At 54.1% G+C, this 16,098-nt stretch carries 14 protein-coding genes; 5 read left to right on the top strand and 9 right to left on the bottom strand.

Going from position 1 to position 16,098, the window contains the following annotated elements; genetic code table 11:
* Positions 1 to 6: 6 nt before the first annotated feature.
* Positions 7 to 717 (bottom strand): phosphatase PAP2 family protein, encoded by a 711-nt coding sequence (locus AC2FCQ_RS05560; RefSeq protein WP_209636087.1) that lies wholly within the window; start codon positions 715 to 717, stop codon positions 7 to 9.
* Positions 718 to 769: 52 nt separating this feature from the next.
* Positions 770 to 1,744 (bottom strand): CobW family GTP-binding protein, encoded by a 975-nt coding sequence (locus tag AC2FCQ_RS05555; RefSeq protein ID WP_490308432.1) that lies wholly within the window; start codon positions 1,742 to 1,744, stop codon positions 770 to 772.
* A 318-nt stretch (positions 1,745 to 2,062) separates the two neighbouring features.
* Between AC2FCQ_RS05555 and AC2FCQ_RS05550 the strand changes: the two genes are divergently transcribed.
* Positions 2,063 to 2,371: a type 1 fimbrial protein gene (locus AC2FCQ_RS05550; RefSeq protein WP_209636085.1), complete on the top strand. Its 309-nt coding sequence runs from the start codon at positions 2,063 to 2,065 to the stop codon at positions 2,369 to 2,371.
* Positions 2,372 to 2,496: 125 nt separating this feature from the next.
* On the opposite strand, the gene AC2FCQ_RS05545 is transcribed toward AC2FCQ_RS05550, so the two are convergent.
* Positions 2,497 to 3,978, bottom strand: a complete 1,482-nt coding sequence (locus tag AC2FCQ_RS05545; protein WP_490308431.1) for a mannitol dehydrogenase family protein — start codon at positions 3,976 to 3,978, stop codon at positions 2,497 to 2,499.
* A 339-nt stretch (positions 3,979 to 4,317) separates the two neighbouring features.
* Between AC2FCQ_RS05545 and uxuA the strand changes: the two genes are divergently transcribed.
* Positions 4,318 to 5,508 carry a mannonate dehydratase gene (gene uxuA / locus AC2FCQ_RS05540; RefSeq protein WP_265556567.1) on the top strand — a complete coding sequence of 397 codons (1,191 nt, stop codon included), beginning with the start codon at positions 4,318 to 4,320 and terminating at the stop codon, positions 5,506 to 5,508.
* Between the two features lie 94 nt (positions 5,509 to 5,602).
* On the opposite strand, the gene yeiP is transcribed toward uxuA, so the two are convergent.
* Both yeiP and mtr read right to left on the bottom strand, forming a co-directional pair.
* The gene (gene yeiP / locus AC2FCQ_RS05535; protein ID WP_209636080.1) at positions 5,603 to 6,175 is read right to left on the bottom strand and encodes an elongation factor P-like protein YeiP; all 573 of its coding nucleotides are present in this window, start codon (positions 6,173 to 6,175) and stop codon (positions 5,603 to 5,605) included.
* A 128-nt stretch (positions 6,176 to 6,303) separates the two neighbouring features.
* Positions 6,304 to 7,548, bottom strand: coding sequence for a tryptophan permease (gene mtr / locus AC2FCQ_RS05530; RefSeq protein ID WP_265556566.1), 1,245 nt, complete (start codon positions 7,546 to 7,548; stop codon positions 6,304 to 6,306).
* Between the two features lie 287 nt (positions 7,549 to 7,835).
* On the opposite strand from mtr, the gene AC2FCQ_RS05525 reads away from it, so the two are divergent.
* The gene (locus tag AC2FCQ_RS05525; protein ID WP_012145951.1) at positions 7,836 to 8,090 is read left to right on the top strand and encodes a YkgJ family cysteine cluster protein; all 255 of its coding nucleotides are present in this window, start codon (positions 7,836 to 7,838) and stop codon (positions 8,088 to 8,090) included.
* 7 nt (positions 8,091 to 8,097) lie between these two features.
* Here the strand turns inward: AC2FCQ_RS05525 and AC2FCQ_RS05520 are convergent, their stop codons facing one another.
* The 4 genes from AC2FCQ_RS05520 to AC2FCQ_RS05505 form a co-directional block, all read right to left on the bottom strand.
* On the bottom strand, positions 8,098 to 9,276 hold the full coding sequence (locus AC2FCQ_RS05520; RefSeq protein ID WP_490308429.1) for a sugar efflux transporter: 1,179 nt from the start codon (positions 9,274 to 9,276) through the stop codon (positions 8,098 to 8,100).
* A 163-nt stretch (positions 9,277 to 9,439) separates the two neighbouring features.
* The gene (torA, locus tag AC2FCQ_RS05515; RefSeq protein ID WP_490308428.1) at positions 9,440 to 11,920 is read right to left on the bottom strand and encodes a trimethylamine-N-oxide reductase TorA; all 2,481 of its coding nucleotides are present in this window, start codon (positions 11,918 to 11,920) and stop codon (positions 9,440 to 9,442) included.
* Between the two features lie 12 nt (positions 11,921 to 11,932).
* On the bottom strand, positions 11,933 to 13,093 hold the full coding sequence (locus AC2FCQ_RS05510; RefSeq protein ID WP_490308427.1) for a NapC/NirT family cytochrome c: 1,161 nt from the start codon (positions 13,091 to 13,093) through the stop codon (positions 11,933 to 11,935).
* A gap of 257 nt (positions 13,094 to 13,350) precedes the next feature.
* Positions 13,351 to 13,773: a nucleotide triphosphate diphosphatase NUDT15 gene (locus AC2FCQ_RS05505; protein WP_490308426.1), complete on the bottom strand. Its 423-nt coding sequence runs from the start codon at positions 13,771 to 13,773 to the stop codon at positions 13,351 to 13,353.
* Between the two features lie 247 nt (positions 13,774 to 14,020).
* Here AC2FCQ_RS05505 and fruB point away from each other — a divergent pair, with 247 nt between their 5' ends.
* Together fruB and fruK are read left to right on the top strand one after the other, a co-directional pair.
* Positions 14,021 to 15,154, top strand: coding sequence for a fused PTS fructose transporter subunit IIA/HPr protein (gene fruB / locus AC2FCQ_RS05500; protein WP_490308424.1), 1,134 nt, complete (start codon positions 14,021 to 14,023; stop codon positions 15,152 to 15,154).
* Positions 15,151 to 16,092, top strand: coding sequence for a 1-phosphofructokinase (fruK, locus tag AC2FCQ_RS05495; protein ID WP_099063729.1), 942 nt, complete (start codon positions 15,151 to 15,153; stop codon positions 16,090 to 16,092). Before fruB ends, fruK begins: the two co-directional genes overlap by 4 nt.
* Positions 16,093 to 16,098: the final 6 nt, after the last annotated feature.

Genomic DNA, 16,098 nt, shown 5'->3' with positions numbered 1-16,098 from the left:
GATTTGTTATGGCTGCGATGGGCGGTGCTTGCCAGGCAGCATATCGTTCAGGCGCTGAATCAATACATCACTGAACGGAGTCATCAGACACCAGCTGGCACCAACCAACACGACAGACAGTGAACCAACGGCGATATCCGTAAACCAGTGGGCGCCAATCATCACGCGTGGTAATGAAAATACCAGGGTGATCAACAGCGCGACGATAAATGCCCGGCAATTAAAGTAGCGCAGCATGAAGCATGAAAAAATCATCAGCATCATACCGTGATCGCCAGGGAAACTGTCACTGGAAGCGTCTTTGGTAGGAATGCCGGTCAGTTCACTGACGCGGTTGATATTCTCAAAGCTCAGCGACGGGCTAGGGTGCTTGACCGGCAGCAAATGCCCAAGCTGGTTCAACACCACGGCAGTCAACAGCATAACAACGCCGGTGATCAATAAACGGCGACGGCCTGCGGCATTTTGCTGCAGGTAAAAAAACAGATACAGCAACCCCATTGCGAGCAGTGACATTACGTCAAATGCACGGTTATTGGTAATGGCCACCAAATGCAAAAAGTTGGAGTCAGTGGCTAAATGACGATTGAAAAAGAAGAAAATGGAAGAGTCCACAGTAAACCAAACACCGTGGTTAGCCGGCAGGAACCAGGACAGAAACAGCGCAATGCCCAGTAAATTGAAAAAGATGATGAAGGGTAAATTGCGGCGAGTCATGGCATAACCTGTTGTAAGTCTATAAATAAAAAGGGTGCTAACGGTAAAGATCTCAACTTAAACGAATAGTAAACAGCTTGGCTTGTAATGTGTTCCAGTCGGCGTTCTCGTTGTGAATGAGTTCAATTCGGCTGTCCAGTGGTGCCACTGGGCGTGTTTCGATACTGAGATCTTGTCCCTGACGGTTGATCAATAATGTGCCTTCAGCAATGCGTACCACACCTTTGGCGCGTTCAACGGGGGCCAGGCGTATCCACTCCATAATGCCAACGGTATCGAATACGGTGTCGGCATCAAAGATCCAGCCGCAGCTGGTAAATCCCTGCCCCTGATTGAGTGCTCTGCGCCAGCGTGACGTTTCCGGCAACCGCTGTGCGGCCAGGCCTTGCGTTTTGGCATGGCTATGATGATGTTGTGCATCCGGTAATTCTGTGCGATTTGTGCGAGGCTGGTCGAGCAAGGCAACATCTGCCTGTCCCTGTGCGATCGGATAAAGCGGGCGTTGCCGGGGATCCTGCGCCGCCCATTGTTGCAAGGCCAGCAGATCCTCGGGGTGATAAGTATCGCTTTTGCTCGCCAGAATAATGTCTGCGGCTGCCAGTTGATCGCGGAAGTTTTCATTTTCGCGGTAGCGCGGTTCACTGAGCTGACGTGCGTCCAACAGACAGAGGGTGGCTTGCAGTTCAATCCAGCCGGCATAACTGTCTTGTGTCAGCAATGACAGAATCTGTTTTGGATGACCGAGGCCGGTCGGTTCGATCAGTAACCGATCAGGTTTGCTTTGTTGCAGGAGCATGTTGAGTCCAACCTGCATTGGCAGCCCGTTAACGCAACACATGCAGCCCCCCGGGATCTCCTTCAACACTGCGCCGCTGTCTGCCAGCAATGCGCCGTCGATACCGATTTCACCGAATTCATTTACCAGCACGGCCCAGCGTTCGTGTTCCGGTTTGTTTGCCAATAAATGACGTATGGTGGTGGTTTTACCACTGCCGAGGAAACCGGTGATCAGGTTAGTTTTGGTCATGTATTATTCCTGATGTTAATAATTTCGACTGATCAATAAATAAGCCACCTGTTTGGCTTGAGTACAAGAGGCTGCCCAGCTTGCTTCAGGTCACAAATTTAGCAGGTTAGAATGCGATATTTAACTGGCCAAATCGACGATAATTTGTCGGAAAATTCTTAGCAAAAACCATGTATTAGCCATGGATACTGATTGTTAGTAGCTTGTTTTTTCTTTGTTAATTGCCCGATTACCCGCCAAATAATTACCCTGACCTTGCGATTATTCTTAAGAAGATCCTCTATGTTTAAATTGGCTTAACAAAAAAATGAGGTTGCCATGAATGTCTTTCGGTTATTTTTGATCGTAGGAATATTGTTTTCATGGACGGCAGCAAGTCATGCAGGAACCACTGGCGGGGTTATTCGTTTTGTAGGTTCTATTGTGGAAAGCCCCTGCGCGGTGAATGTCACCGATTCAACGGCCAATACGCAATGTTACCGCAATGGGCAGTACTATCAAGGTCAACAGGCCCTGTCAAAATTTGATGATACACGCAAAGAGCTTCCACTGAATTTAGGCACAACCGAAATGCGGTGGGTGGATCAACAGAAAAAACTTGCAGTAATGACGGTAGTTTATCGTTAAGTCGTTCGGCCATGCCGGATGAACCGTCCGGCATGGCCATTTTCTCTGTACGTTAAAAAAACGATTCCCAACCTTTATTGCACCATTGCACCATTGCACCATTGCACCATTGCCGGCCAGCGATATTACGCCAGCTGCGTCGACACCCAGTTTTTTACCGTTTCCCGTGCGCCACGATCGCGCAGTGACAGATAAGCGCGAGTCACCGCCGCGACAAAATCCTCATTACCTGGCAATTGTTCACCAAAAATACTTTTTAGCCCCAACAAGGCGATCACGCGTTGTTCATCGTCCGGCGTTGCGGCGACGACCTGCTGGAGCGTTGCCGACAGCGGATCGCGGATATCTATCGGTTGGCCGGCATCATCGACACCACCGACATAGCGCATCCAGGCTGCCACGCCTAACGCCAGACCTGCGTAGCTGCTGCCATGCTGCAGATGCCAGCGCACAGAGTCCAACATACGTTGCGGCAGTTTTTGCGTACCGTCCATGGCGATTTGCCAGGTACGATGCTGCAAGGCGGGGTTGCTGTAACGTTCAATTAACTGTGTCGCGTAGGCTGCCAGATCGATACCGCTGACGCTGAGGGTTGGCGCCTGTTCTGCCAGCATCAGGTGATGTGCGGCATGGCGATAAGCCTCATCGCCCATGCAGTCGTTTATATATTGATAGCCTCCCAGATAACCGAGATAGGCCAAAAAGGAGTGGCTGCCATTGAGCATGCGCAGCTTCATTTGTTCGAACGGCAATACGTCGTTCACCAACTGTGCGCCAGCCAGTTCCCACGCGGGGCGTCCCGCGACAAAATTGTCTTCCACCACCCATTGAATAAAAGGTTCACAGGCGATGGCACATTCATCGCGTACCCCGCCGAGTGCATCAGCCACTTCATTCAGCGTCTCTGGCGTAGCGGCTGGAACAATGCGGTCGACCATGGTGCTGGGGAAGCTGGCGTGTTGGGTAATCCAGTCGGCCAGAGCGCCGTCGCGCACTTGTGCTAATCCGACTATTGCATTGCGTAGTACATGGCCGTTTTCTGGAATATTGTCGCAAGAAAGCAGGGTAAAGGCGGGCAGACCACGTTCACGACGCAGGCGTAGCGCCTCTACCAAAATGCCAGGAACCGTTGTGGGCTGCTCGGGATGGGCGAGATCGGCGAGGATCGCTTGATGCTGAAGATCCAACTGCCCAGTGCCTGGTTCAATGCAGTAGCCTTTCTCGGTAATCGTCATCGAGACAATCGCCACCTGAGGCTCCGCCAGTTTTTCCAGGACGGCGCCTATGCCTTCTAGCTTGCGGTGAACGCTTTCATGCACAGCGCCGATGACGATAGCCTGATCGCCAGCCGCACCTTTCTCCAGCACGCTATACAGATGATCTTGCTGACGCAGCGTCTGGAATAATGTATCGCCGCCAAACAGACTGATCTCGCAGATCCCCCAATCGCCCCCCTGACGATTCAATACCCGATCGGTCAGCAGTGCCTGATGGGCGCGGTGAAAGGCACCAAACCCAATATGCACCATGCGGCTTTGTAATGCGCTGCGTGCGTAGTGCGGTTGCTGGACGGCATCGGGAAGCGGTGAGTTGGCGATCGTCTTCATGCAAAACTCCAAAGCTGAGTAAAAGATGCTGGCAGGTAACTTCTTAAAAGTTATCAGACCAGTTTTTTTTGCGCTAAGGGGCGTTTTTTTCACCCTTCCGCACGCGGGTTATCTGACGCAGTGTAAGGCTGCCAGCGTATCAATAACATGTCTCAGTCGAGAATAAGCCAGATTCGTGAAGTGGATCAACCAATCGTCGTTTCGCTTTTGACAGACAGATGTGAAAGAGTAAGGTGAAAGATAACCGATATCTATTTCAATTTGGTATAACAAGATTGTCGACACTGTGCGATCTTTATCCCTTCTGCAAGATTGGGCGATTTTTTATAAGGATAAATAATGGAACAAACATGGCGTTGGTATGGGCCGAACGATCCTGTCTCTCTTGATGATGTCCGTCAGGCTGGCGCTACTGGCGTCGTCACTGCATTGCACCATATTCCGAATGGCGAGGTGTGGCCGATCGAGGAGATCAAGGCACGTCAGGCACTGCTGGCGGAAAAGGGGTTGGTGTGGTCTGTGGTGGAAAGCATTCCGGTGCATGAAGAGATCAAAACCCACAGCGGCAATTACCCGCAACATATCGCCCATTATCAGCAATCGCTGCGTAACCTAGCGGCCTGCGGCATCGATACCGTTTGCTACAACTTTATGCCGATCCTCGACTGGACACGCACAGATCTGGAATATGTGTTGCCTGACGGCTCGAAAGCGCTGCGTTTCGATCAAATCGCCTTCGCGGCTTTTGAACTGCACATCCTGCAACGCTCAGGCGCAGAGCAGGATTATACGGCGGAAGAGCAGGCGCAGGCCGCCGAGCGCTTTGCCGCCATGAGCGCTGCGGAGATTGCCACATTAACTGGCAATATCATCGCCGGGCTGCCGGGGGCAGAAGAGGGCTATACGCTCGATCAGTTCCGCGCTCGGCTGGCGGAGTACGATGGGATCGACAAAGCGCAACTGCGCGAAAATATGGCGGTGTTTCTGCGTGCAATCGTTCCGGTGGCGGAAGAGGTCGGGGTCCGGCTGGCGGTGCATCCAGACGATCCGCCGCGGCCAATCCTTGGTCTACCGCGCATTGTCTCGACCATTGACGATATGCAGTGGTTCAAGCAGACCGTCGACAGCCTTTATAACGGCTTTACTATGTGTACTGGTTCCTATGGTGTGCGTGCGGACAATGATTTGGTGCGGATGATTAAGACTTTCGGCGATCGTATCCACTTCACTCACCTGCGCGCCACTTGTCGTGAGGAAAACCCGAAAAGCTTCCATGAAGGCGCGCATCTGCAAGGCGATGTCGACATGGTGGCGGTGATTGAGGCGATTCTGAGCGAAGAACAGCGGCGTCATAAGGCCGGCGATCGGCGGCCAATCCCGATGCGTCCCGATCATGGGCATCAGATGCTGGATGATTTAAAGAAAAAAACCAACCCGGGTTACTCGGCGATTGGCCGTTTGAAGGGGCTGGCGGAACTGCGCGGTGTCGAACTGGCGCTCAAACGCCGCTTCTTCCCTGAGTTGCCGTAACGGGGAAACGCTGCGCCGAAACCCGGAATAAGCGTTATCGGCGCGGCCAATTTTCGCCCGAGCACTGCCCGGACGGAAAGTGGCAAGCAATAGCTTATTCAGCCCGGCTCATGTAGCGACGCTCAGCAATATGAATGCGGATTTTGTCACCGGCGCTGAGGTACTCTGGCACCTGAATGGTCAGACCGGTCGCCATGGTGGCCGGTTTGTTTCGGGCACTGGCGGATGCGCCTTTGATGCCTGGAGCTGTCTCCACAATTTCCATATCCACGGTTTGTGGCAATTCCAACGCTAACACTTGACCGTCCAACGTCAGTACCTGCATGCCTGGCAGACCGGCTTCAGGAATAAACAGCAGCTCGTCTTCGATCTGGTCTTTCTTGAAGATATACGGGGTGTAATCCTCGTCATCCATGAAGACGTACTCTTCGCCATCGATATAAGAGAAGTTCACCTTACGGCGGGACAGGCTAATGGTATCCAGGATATCGTCGCCCTTGAAACGTTCTTCAACCTTCAACCCGGTACGGACATCCGAGAAGCGCATTTTGTATAAAGTGCTGGCACCTCGTGCACTTGGGCTTTGGACATCAATGTCTCTCACCAGCAGCAGTTTGCCGTTGTAATTGATCGCCATGCCGCGCTTAATTTCGTTAGCCTTTGCCATATAAAATAACCTGCAATGAAGAGTTTTTGGGAAGTTGCGACACGTTACTCGCGCTGTTGATTTCAGGCAAGTAGATCGAGCAAAAACAGTGAGAGAAAGGGGGATGGCGGGCGCCATCCCCTGTGGAGTTACTTGAATACCGGCAGCAGACCCAGCAATGCCAATATGTGCGCGACAGCGTTGATCAGCCCGAACAAAATGATGAACAGGATCATGCCATGACCGCCGGGTGCGCGATATTGCGCATCAGCAAAGCGGCGGCGGCTGGCGCGCGCCATCATTGCTGGCACGATGACCGCCCAAACGGTGGCAGCCAGCCCGGCGAAACCGATGGCGTACAGGAAGCCATTCGGGAACAACAGCGCGGCAATGGTCGGCGGCGCAAAGGTGACGAGCGCGGTTTTAGTGCGTCCAGCGGTGTCGTCGCTGAATTTGAAAAAGTCCGCCAGATAGTCAAACAGGCCCAGTGACACCCCGAGGAACGAACTGGCCAGCGCCATATAAGAGAAGGCACTCAGTAGCTGGCCGACGGTCTGGCTGCTGGACACGTTGCCCATTTGTTTGAGCAGGCTGCCGATGTTGCCGCCTTCGGCAATCACCTGTCGGAAGGCGTCACGAGCGATATTGCCCTGAATCACATACTGCCACAGGATATAGATCGCCAGTGCCAACAGCGTGCCGTACACCAAGCTGCGCACCACGGCACCGCTGTCTTTATGATAATACTTCACCAATCCCGGCACATTGCCGTGATAGCCGAACGAGGTCAGCAGATAAGGCAGCGCCGCCAGGGCATATGGCAAATAGCTGGCCTGGTCATCTCCACGGTTGAACAGCACCGCCGGTTGTACATGAGTGAACATATCGCCGACCGACATCACAAAGGTGATCACCATACCGCCGATCAAAATGGTGCTCAGGCGATCTACCGCACGCGTGGAAAGCCAAACAATAAAGGCCACTATGATGGCAAACACCAGTCCTGCCGTGGTTTGCCCGACGCCAATGATACCTTCCAGCGTGTGAGCGATGATTGAACCGCCGGCAGAAATATAGGCGTAGGTCAGGATATACAGGACAAAGGCAATGGAAAGGCCGTTAATAGCGTTCCAGCTTTTGCCCAGCAGGTCTTTAACAATGGTATTGAAGCTGGCGCCGCTTGGGTAATGCAGGGCGGCCTCAAGGATCATCAGGCCGGAAATCAGCATACAGGCCCAGGTATAAATCAGCAGCGCGACAGAGCCGCTAAACCACACGCCAGAAGTCACAATAGGGATGGAGAACATGCCGGCGCCGACGGCGGTGCCTGCAATGATCATCGCGCCGCCAAGGACTGAAGGGCGGGAAAGCTTCTGGATGGTGTCCGCGGACATTATTGATTGCTCCTGAATGGCTGAGTTGGCCGTGAGTTCTTTTGTACTAGCTTAATGGTACATGTGTGGCTGACGCATGTAAAGCCGTGAATGTGCTTGTTTCATGCATTAATCTGCCTTAATGGGGCTGTTTAGGGCGTATTTGGGGCCTGGATGAGGACGGTCAATTAACGGCTAAAAGAGGGGGATGTAAAGATTGATGGGCAAACCCGGATTATGCTGGCGGGCAATGCGCGCTACTGATATTGTCGCGCTTCAATTCCGCCAGCCCACCGGGAGACTCGCTGATGGACTGCCGTGCCGACTGTGGCGCCTGTTGTATTGCGCCTTCAATATCCAGCCCGATCCCCGGCATGCCCAACGGCAAGCCCGCGAATACCCGCTGCATTCATCTGAGTGAGCAGCTACGTTGTGGTTTGTTTCACTCGCCATTGCGGCCAAAAGTCTGTGGCAGCCTGCAGGCAAGCCGTGAAATGTGTCATGACCACCGCGATCAGGCGCTCATCTATTTGGCTAAGCTGGAAGCGGATACGGCACCTTGAATCCGCGTTATGCGTCTTTGAGCTTCCACAAACACAGTACTGCACCGATCACCATCGCCAGCGCGGAGTAAAATACCGCGTGGTAACTCCAGATTTCTGCCACTACACCGGCAATTGAACCGGCAAAGATCCAGCCCACTCGGGTCGTGTTGGTAAATAAGGTGGTGGCCGCACCGGCCTGTCCGGGCATCAGATCCTGAAAATAGAGCATGCCAATCCCTGCCAGCACGCCGATAAAGGCAGCATTAAGCAGTTGCAGGGCGATCAGCTGCCAGGTACCGGTGATAAACAACAGGCCAAGGTAAAACAGCAGGCCTGCCGCCACAGCACAACGCATCAGGAAGCGCTTGCCGAAGCGTTTCGCCACCATACCGGCGACCAGCATGGTGGGTATCTCCAGCCCGGCTGCGGTGCCCATTAATATCCCCGCCAATCTTTCCGGCAGTTGCAGTTCATGCACCATATACAGCGGCATATTGATCAGATACATGCTGTTGGCGGTCCACATAAAGGTGCAGGCCATAAACAACAGCAGCGTATCACGACGGTTCTGGCGCGGAGCTTCCAGCGTGGTGCTGGCGGGCACCGGCGTTTTGCGCATCGATGGCAGCATTGTCCACACCAGCGCGCCACACAGAATAAATGCAGCCGCGGCAGCCAGATACATCACCTTAAAACCGAATCCCAATGCCAATGCGAAGGCGATAGGGGGACCGATGACCCAGGCCAGGGAAACCTGTGCACGCAGGATCGAGCTGAACATCACGGCTTCGCGACCGGTACGGTCGGCATGCTCGCGTGCCAGGGCAAACATCTGGGGGTTTGCGGTGGAACCGAAGCTGGTCAGCATCACGCCGACGGCCAGCAAAAGAGAGTAATTACGACTCCAGGCAAACAGCACACAGCCCAGTGCACCCAACATGCAGCACAGAAAAATCAGTGTTTTGCGATCGCCTTTTTGATCCGAGCGTCGGGCAAGAAATTGACTGACCAGAATGCCGATGACGGCGCTGCCGGTAAAGAATAACCCGACCATGGAAGGGCGCACTTTCACTTCTGTCGCCAGAAATAGACTCAGCGTCGGGGTCTGCAGCGCACCGGCAATCCCAGTGAGGAAGGCCACCACTAAAAATGCCAGTGAAGTGAGGTCGGGGGAGCGTCGTGTTACCGCAGTTGAACCAGGCATAGAGGTCAGCAAATAGCCATAATTGAGGGAGTCGCGCGCATAATACGCCCGTTTAAATTAATCAGAAACCGGTTTCATTCTGCTTAATGGTAAAAAATTCTTACCCGCATAAGGCGAGAAAAAGGGCGATGTCACCATCGCCCGGGTATTCGGATATACCGCGTTATGCGCCGATTGGCACGTCGTGCGCGGTGTTTTTCAGCACCTCACCCTGGTACTTCTCTATCTGCAACTGAGCCATCTGCCCGCAGTTACCCTGGGCCAGGCTGGAGGAGCCAATGTCAAAGGTCAGGCAGTTGACGTTGCCGTTCTTACACAGCGACCCCGGTTGTGACGGATCCGCCGGATCGAACCAGGCCCCTTCGCTGATACGCACCACGCCAGGGCGTACGTCCTCACTGACCACGGCACCAACCAGGATCTGGCCACGATCGTTAAAGGCACGTACCAAGTCACCGTTAGCGATACCGCGTGATTGGGCATCCTGTGGATGGATCACAATCGCTTCACGATCTGCGACCGCATACTTTTTACGCAGCGGCGTATTGTCGAGCTGTGAGTGCAGGCGGTTGATCGGGTGTGCGGTGTTCAGAGACAGCGGATATTTAACCGCTTCCGGTCCGCGATACCACTCATGCGGTGGCATCCAGGTTGGGATGCCGGGGCAATCCTGGTATTTCATTTTGGCAATGGCGTCGGAGTAAATCTCGATTTTACCGGACGGCGTACCCAATGGATTGAGCAACGGGTTTTCGCGATAGTCGGCGAAACGCACCCATTGCGTGTTGGCTTCAGGCACCGGGAAGCGCACATAGTTATTGGATGCCCAGAACATGTCGAACGGTGGCAGGGCCACCCGGGCGGCGCGCGCCTGCGTTTTCATGTCATCGTACATGCCTTTTAACCACTGGGTTTCATCTTTGCCTTCGGTAAAGGCATCTTGCACTCCCAGTTTGGCCGCCATGGCTGCGAAGATATCAAAGTCGCTGCGCGACTCATGCTGTGGTTGTACACACTGATGCATTGGGAATACATACAGCTGCGAGTAATCCCCCCCCATTTCCAGATCGTTGCGTTCATAGCTGGTGGTGGCTGGCAGTACGATATCGGCGTGTTTGGCCGTGGCGGTCCAATAGGGTTCGTTCACCACGATGGTGTCCGGCCGTTGCCACGCCTTGACCAGATTATTGGTGTCCTGATGCTGGTGGAAGGTATTCCCCCCGGCCACATACACCATTTTCACCTCAGGGTAGGTGACCTGCGCGCCGTTGAAGTTAATGGTTTTGCCTGGATTACTCAGGCATTCGGCGATGCGTGCCACCGGGATCGGGGCCGGCGAGTTCTTCGGCGCGTTACCGGCAGAAATACCGGAAATGATGCCGCCTTTCGCCGTCGGGCTCCCGCCGGAAGAGTAATGATAACTGAAGCCAAAACCACCGCCCGGCAAGCCTATTTGGCCGAGCATCGCCGCGACGGTGACCAAGAGCCAGTGTTGTTGTTCGCCATGATGCTGGCGTTGAATACCCCAACCGCCCATGATCATGGTGCGATTTTTTGCCATTTCGCGGGCCAGTTGGCGTAACACATCGGCATCGACACCGCACACATCGGCAGCCCATTCGGCGGTTTTTGGCGTGCCATCGGTTTCGCCCAGCAGATAGGCCTGGAACTTGTCGAAGCCGGCAGTATAGGTTTTCAGGAAGTCAGGGTTATGCAGGTTTTCGGTCAACAGCGTGTGAGCGATGCCGATCAGCATAGCGCCGTCCGTATAAGGGCGCGGGGCGATCCACTGCGCATCGACGAATTTGGCGCTGTCGTTGTGCACCGGATCGATACTGATCACTCGGGTGCCTTTCTTCTTCAGTGCCTCAAAGCCCGTCTGCCCGTAGTGGTCCGGCACGTTCCAACTGTTTTTCAACGTGATCATCGGGTTACAGCCCCATAGAACCACCAGTTGGCTGTTTTCGATCACGTTAGGCCAGGCGGTCTGCTGTTCGTAAACCTCCATAGAGCCCACCACGTGTGACATGATCACCTGGGCTGCACCGGTGGAGTAGTCGCCGGCATAACCGAGGAAACCGCCGGTCAGGTTCATCAGGCGTTGCAGCAGTGTGCGGCTGTTATGCAGCATGCCGACGCTCTTCCAGCCATAAGACCCGGCATAGATTGATTGTGGGCCGTGGTCTTTCTGTAGACGGGTAATCTCTCCGCACACCAGTTCAATGGCTTTGTCCCAACTGACGCGCACCCATTCGTCGCGACCGCGCAACTCGGTATGGCTACCGGGGCCCCCTTCCAGCCAGCTTTTACGCACCATCGGGTATTTGATGCGGTTTTCAGCATGGACTTGATAAGGTGCCATGGTGATCAGTTCGTTCGGATAAGGATCGTCTTTAACCGGCTGCACGCCGACCATTTTGCCGTCCTGTACTATGGCTTCAAAAGCGCCCCAGTGTGCGCCCGTCAGAATGCCTTTTTGTGCCTGACGCAGTACCACAAACTGTGGTAGCGCCTGGCTAATAGCCTGCGCCAATGCGGATTTGGGCCACAAGCCTGCCAGCAAAGGTGCTGCGGCCAGCGCAGTGGCACCGGTCAGGAAGCGGCGGCGGCTCATTTTTAACGCTTGTTGTTGATATTTGCTCATTTCGCTTCTCCCTTAAAGCTTAGCTGGTGCGGCGGGTTGCATGTCACTGGCATGTTTCTGCACGTATTGTGTCAGAACGCGCAGTTGTTCCTGCGTCAGCGAGGTGCGTGGAGCCATACCTTTAATTACGCCGATCCACTGGTTGGCGTTGAAGCGATCGAGTGCGGTCAGGCCGTGGCAACCGGTACAGTTGGCAGACATCATATCCGCCGTGTAGCGCCAGATTTTTTGCTGATCGTCGATCAGTTGTTTACGCGGCAACCATACCTGGAGAGAAACTTGATGCCACACCAGGCCCGTTTCACTGTCGGTCATGGTGCTCCCGGTTTTCAGCAGTTTGCGTGCGTCTTCACCCAGCAGCACGCTGAGAATACGCTTGCCCTGTGCCGCGTAGAACACTTCGCTGACACCGTCTTGCTGCCAGCCGGTGACGTTGGCCAGCACTTTGTCACCTTCCTGTTTCACCACCTGAACCTCGGTGGATGGCATCAAGTTACCGGCGTTGTGGCTGTCGTCAGGCTTCAGGAAGAAGGGCTCAGTGGCAATGGTGTACAGCGTGGTCGCGGTGGGTGAGGTTTCAGCGGCCGCTTTTGCCAGTTCGGCGGCACCGGCCTGAGTTGCGCCACTCATATCCGGCAGGATATGTGCCACACCTTTGTGACAATCGATACAGGTTTCGCCCTGCTTGATGGCCACTGGATGCTGAATGCGTGCTTCAGGTCGCTGAGCAGTGATGTCCATAGCATCAAAGCTGTGGCACGAGCGGCAAGTGGCGGAGTCGTTTTCTTTCAGCGTTTTCCATACCGACTGAGCCATGGCCAGCTTATGCGCCTCATATTTTTCTGGTGTATTAATGGTACCCACCATCTCGCCATAAATATCTTTTACCGCGCGGATTTTGGTCCACAGATAATCGAGCGGCTCATGCGGAACGTGGCAGTCGGCACATTCGGCACGGATGCCTTTGGTATTCTGGAAGTGGACGCTGCCCTGATATTCAGCCAGCGGCTGTTGCATGGTGTGACAGGAAACGCAGAAGGCCGTGTCGCTGGTTTTGTGGAATACCGTCGCGGTGCCCGCTAATAATGCTGCCCCGAGGATAATTCCGAGGAGCAAAATCCACAGCCATCCCCAACGGTGCTTTTTTATCAAGCCAGTGAGTTTATTGGTCATATTGAACCCGCTTATAATTATGAAATACCAAGGAAAACCTTGCCAAAAAAGTGTCGGCCGAACGCCGACATGCTTGGGGAAGTATAGGTATTATTAGCAAAGACATCTAATACTATAGGGTTATTTTTAGAGGAAAAACGGCCATTCGAGGGATTTTACAGCGTTATATTCTAATTTATATAACGCATTTTTTATGTGGTTTTATCATGCCATGAGAAAGATCACGGACAGAGAGGAAAAACTCTGAATGAAAACGGCTATTCTGTTGGCAGATAAGCATGGCCCGTCAGCCACAGGTGAATGGCATTGCGGCTGGCTTCAAAATGCGGCTCCGGTAAGGCATTCGGAGAACACCAGCGCCATTCGGCACATTTATCCGGTTCTTTGCGTTCGGGTGTGCCGCCGGGATGCTGTGTCTGCAAGCACACGGATACCGTATGTTTTCCTTCGGCGCGCCAGGTTTGCAGATTATTGCTGATACCGATAAAACGAGGTGGGGCGATCATCAACCCGGTTTCTTCGGCGATTTCACGCTGTGCGCACTGTTCAAAGGTTTCACCCTCATCCAGGTGCCCACCGGGAATAGACCAGAAAGGTGCGTGCTGACCGCAGCGTTTTCCCAGTAGTATTTCCCCTTGCGCGTTTACGATGATCACACCGACTCCTGCAACTACAGACATGTATAGCTCCGTCAGCAAAATTTCAGCACAGTATGTCATTTTAGCGCCGCGACAGGTAACCCTTCGGGAAAAGTGTGCGTAAGGTCAAAAATCTATGACATCAAAATGGAGAAAACTTGCTTTCATCCAAGGCTGATTACACACTCCTTGAAACGTTTCAGCGTTATTGTCACGATGATTCGGTGCCGATAACGCTCCTTTTTCCCAATGAAGCTGAAACGATTCAATTCAGCAGGAGAGGAGCATCATGTTCCAGTTGTCACAGCAAGATATTCACCTGGGCGCAACCGCCGGTAGCAAGCAGGAAGCCATCCAGCAAGTGGCTTCAGCACTGACTGAGGCAGGCTGCGTCAGCGCCGCCTATGTGGACGGCATGTTGCAGCGCGAGCTGCAAACCTCCACTTACCTGGGTAATGGCATTGCCATCCCGCACGGTACCACCGATACCCGCGATCTGGTGTTGAACACCGGTGTACAGGTATTCCAGTTTCCGCAGGGCATCGAATGGGGAGAGGGCCAAACCGCATTTGTGGTGATCGGCATTGCTGCCCGTTCTGATGAGCACCTGGCGCTCCTGCGCCAACTGACCCATGTCCTTAGCGATGACAGCGTAGCCGAACAACTGGCGAAAACCACGTCAACGGAAGAGCTGCGCAGTTTGTTGATGGGTGAAAAGCTGACGGCGGAGTTCAAGTTTGACGCGTCTCTGATTGCGCTCGATGTGGCCGCCGACAGCCTGATGACGCTGCAGGCGTTGAATGCAGGCCGCCTGCAGAAGATCGGCGCGGTTAACGCGCAGTTTGTTAGCGACGTCATCACCCGCAAGCCGCTGAATCTGGGGCAGGGCATTTGGTTAAGCGACAGCACCGAAGGCAATTTGGCCAGTGCAGCGACCCTCAGCCGTCCGGCGCAAGCCTTTGACGAAGACGGCGAGAAGGTGGCGCTGTTGCTGACGCTGTCCGTGGCCGATCAGCAGCCGCTGGCCGTGTTGAATTATTTGAGCGATTTGCTGTTGGCAAACAAAGCTGAACGCTTGCTGAACGCTGATGCCGTCACCGTGCTGGCCTTGTTGACCAGTGAGGTAGAAGAAGAAAGCACTACGCTGAGCGCTGAGTACGTGATCCGTAACGAACACGGTTTACATGCACGCCCGGGTACAGCGCTGGTCAACGTGATCAAGCAGTTCAGCAGTGAAATTACCGTCACTAATCTCGATGGCAGTGGCAAACCGGCCAATGGTCGCAGCCTGATGAAGGTTGTGGCGTTGGGCGTCAAGAAAGGACATCACCTGCGCTTTACCGCCAAAGGTGAAGATGCTGAAGCGGCGCTGAAGGCGATCGGAGAAGCGATTAACGAAGGACTGGGCGAGGGCGCAGCATGAGCAGAAGAGTAGCAACAATTACCCTAAATCCGGCTTACGATCTGGTGGGTTTCTGCCCAGAGATTGAGCGCGGTGAAGTTAACCTGGTCAAAACCGCAGGTCTTCACGCCGCCGGGAAGGGGATCAATGTTGCCAAGGTGCTGAAGGACCTGGGTATTGATGTCACTGTGGGCGGTTTCCTGGGGAAAGATAACCAGGACGGTTTCCAATTACTGTTCAGCGATTTGGGCATTGCCAATCGTTTCCAGGTGGTTCCGGGGCGCACTCGCATTAACGTCAAACTGACGGAAAAAGACGGTGAAGTGACGGATTTCAACTTCTCTGGTTTTGAAGTGACGGGGCAGGATTGGGAACGTTTCGTGACCGACTCCCTGAGCTGGCTGGGCCAGTTTGACATGGTGGCGGTGAGTGGCAGCTTACCGGCCGGGGTTGATCCCGATGCCTTTACCGACTGGATGGTCCGCCTGCGTGCACAGTGCCCGTGCATTATCTTCGATAGCAGCCGTGAAGCACTGGTGGCTGGATTGAAAGCGGCACCCTGGTTGGTGAAGCCAAACCGTCGTGAACTGGAAATCTGGGCCGGTCGGCCCTTGCCGCAATTGGCCGATGTGGTTGAGGCCGCACATGCATTGCGCGATCAAGGCATTGCCCACGTAGTGATTTCTCTCGGTGCCGAAGGTGCGCTGTGGGTTAACGCTTCCGGCGCCTGGATTGCCAAGCCACCCGCTTGCGAAGTCGTCAGCACCGTGGGGGCAGGTGATTCTATGGTTGGCGGCCTGATTTATGGCCTGCTGATGCGTGAGTCCAGTGAGCATACTTTGCGCTTGGCCACCGCTGTGGCTGCGCTGGCAGTCAGCCAGAGCAACGTCGGCGTGACCGATCGTCCACAGTTGGCCGCAATGATGGCGCGTGTCGATCTGAAACCTTTTAATCAATAGCTGGAG

This window comes from Serratia sp. CoH_134_PS_4 (genome assembly GCF_058190535.1).
The sequence above is the reverse complement of the archived record's forward strand: the minus strand, read 5'-3'. Positions and strand labels throughout refer to the sequence as shown.

What these genes read in the sequence shown, in the direction of transcription:
- fruK (WP_099063729.1), top strand. Translation starts at nt 15,151, where the DNA reads ATGAGCAGAAGAGTAGCAACAATTACCCTAAATCCGGCTTACGATCTG.
- yeiP (WP_209636080.1), bottom strand. Translation starts at nt 6,175, where the DNA reads ATGGCAAAGGCTAACGAAATTAAGCGCGGCATGGCGATCAATTACAAC.
- AC2FCQ_RS05545 (WP_490308431.1), bottom strand. Translation starts at nt 3,978, where the DNA reads ATGAAGACGATCGCCAACTCACCGCTTCCCGATGCCGTCCAGCAACCG.
- AC2FCQ_RS05525 (WP_012145951.1), top strand. Translation starts at nt 7,836, where the DNA reads ATGGACTGCCGTGCCGACTGTGGCGCCTGTTGTATTGCGCCTTCAATA.
- mtr (WP_265556566.1), bottom strand. Translation starts at nt 7,548, where the DNA reads ATGTCCGCGGACACCATCCAGAAGCTTTCCCGCCCTTCAGTCCTTGGC.
- fruB (WP_490308424.1), top strand. Translation starts at nt 14,021, where the DNA reads ATGTTCCAGTTGTCACAGCAAGATATTCACCTGGGCGCAACCGCCGGT.
- AC2FCQ_RS05520 (WP_490308429.1), bottom strand. Translation starts at nt 9,276, where the DNA reads ATGCCTGGTTCAACTGCGGTAACACGACGCTCCCCCGACCTCACTTCA.
- AC2FCQ_RS05560 (WP_209636087.1), bottom strand. Translation starts at nt 717, where the DNA reads ATGACTCGCCGCAATTTACCCTTCATCATCTTTTTCAATTTACTGGGC.
- AC2FCQ_RS05505 (WP_490308426.1), bottom strand. Translation starts at nt 13,773, where the DNA reads ATGTCTGTAGTTGCAGGAGTCGGTGTGATCATCGTAAACGCGCAAGGG.
- AC2FCQ_RS05550 (WP_209636085.1), top strand. Translation starts at nt 2,063, where the DNA reads ATGAATGTCTTTCGGTTATTTTTGATCGTAGGAATATTGTTTTCATGG.
- AC2FCQ_RS05510 (WP_490308427.1), bottom strand. Translation starts at nt 13,093, where the DNA reads ATGACCAATAAACTCACTGGCTTGATAAAAAAGCACCGTTGGGGATGG.
- AC2FCQ_RS05555 (WP_490308432.1), bottom strand. Translation starts at nt 1,744, where the DNA reads ATGACCAAAACTAACCTGATCACCGGTTTCCTCGGCAGTGGTAAAACC.
- uxuA (WP_265556567.1), top strand. Translation starts at nt 4,318, where the DNA reads ATGGAACAAACATGGCGTTGGTATGGGCCGAACGATCCTGTCTCTCTT.
- torA (WP_490308428.1), bottom strand. Translation starts at nt 11,920, where the DNA reads ATGAGCAAATATCAACAACAAGCGTTAAAAATGAGCCGCCGCCGCTTC.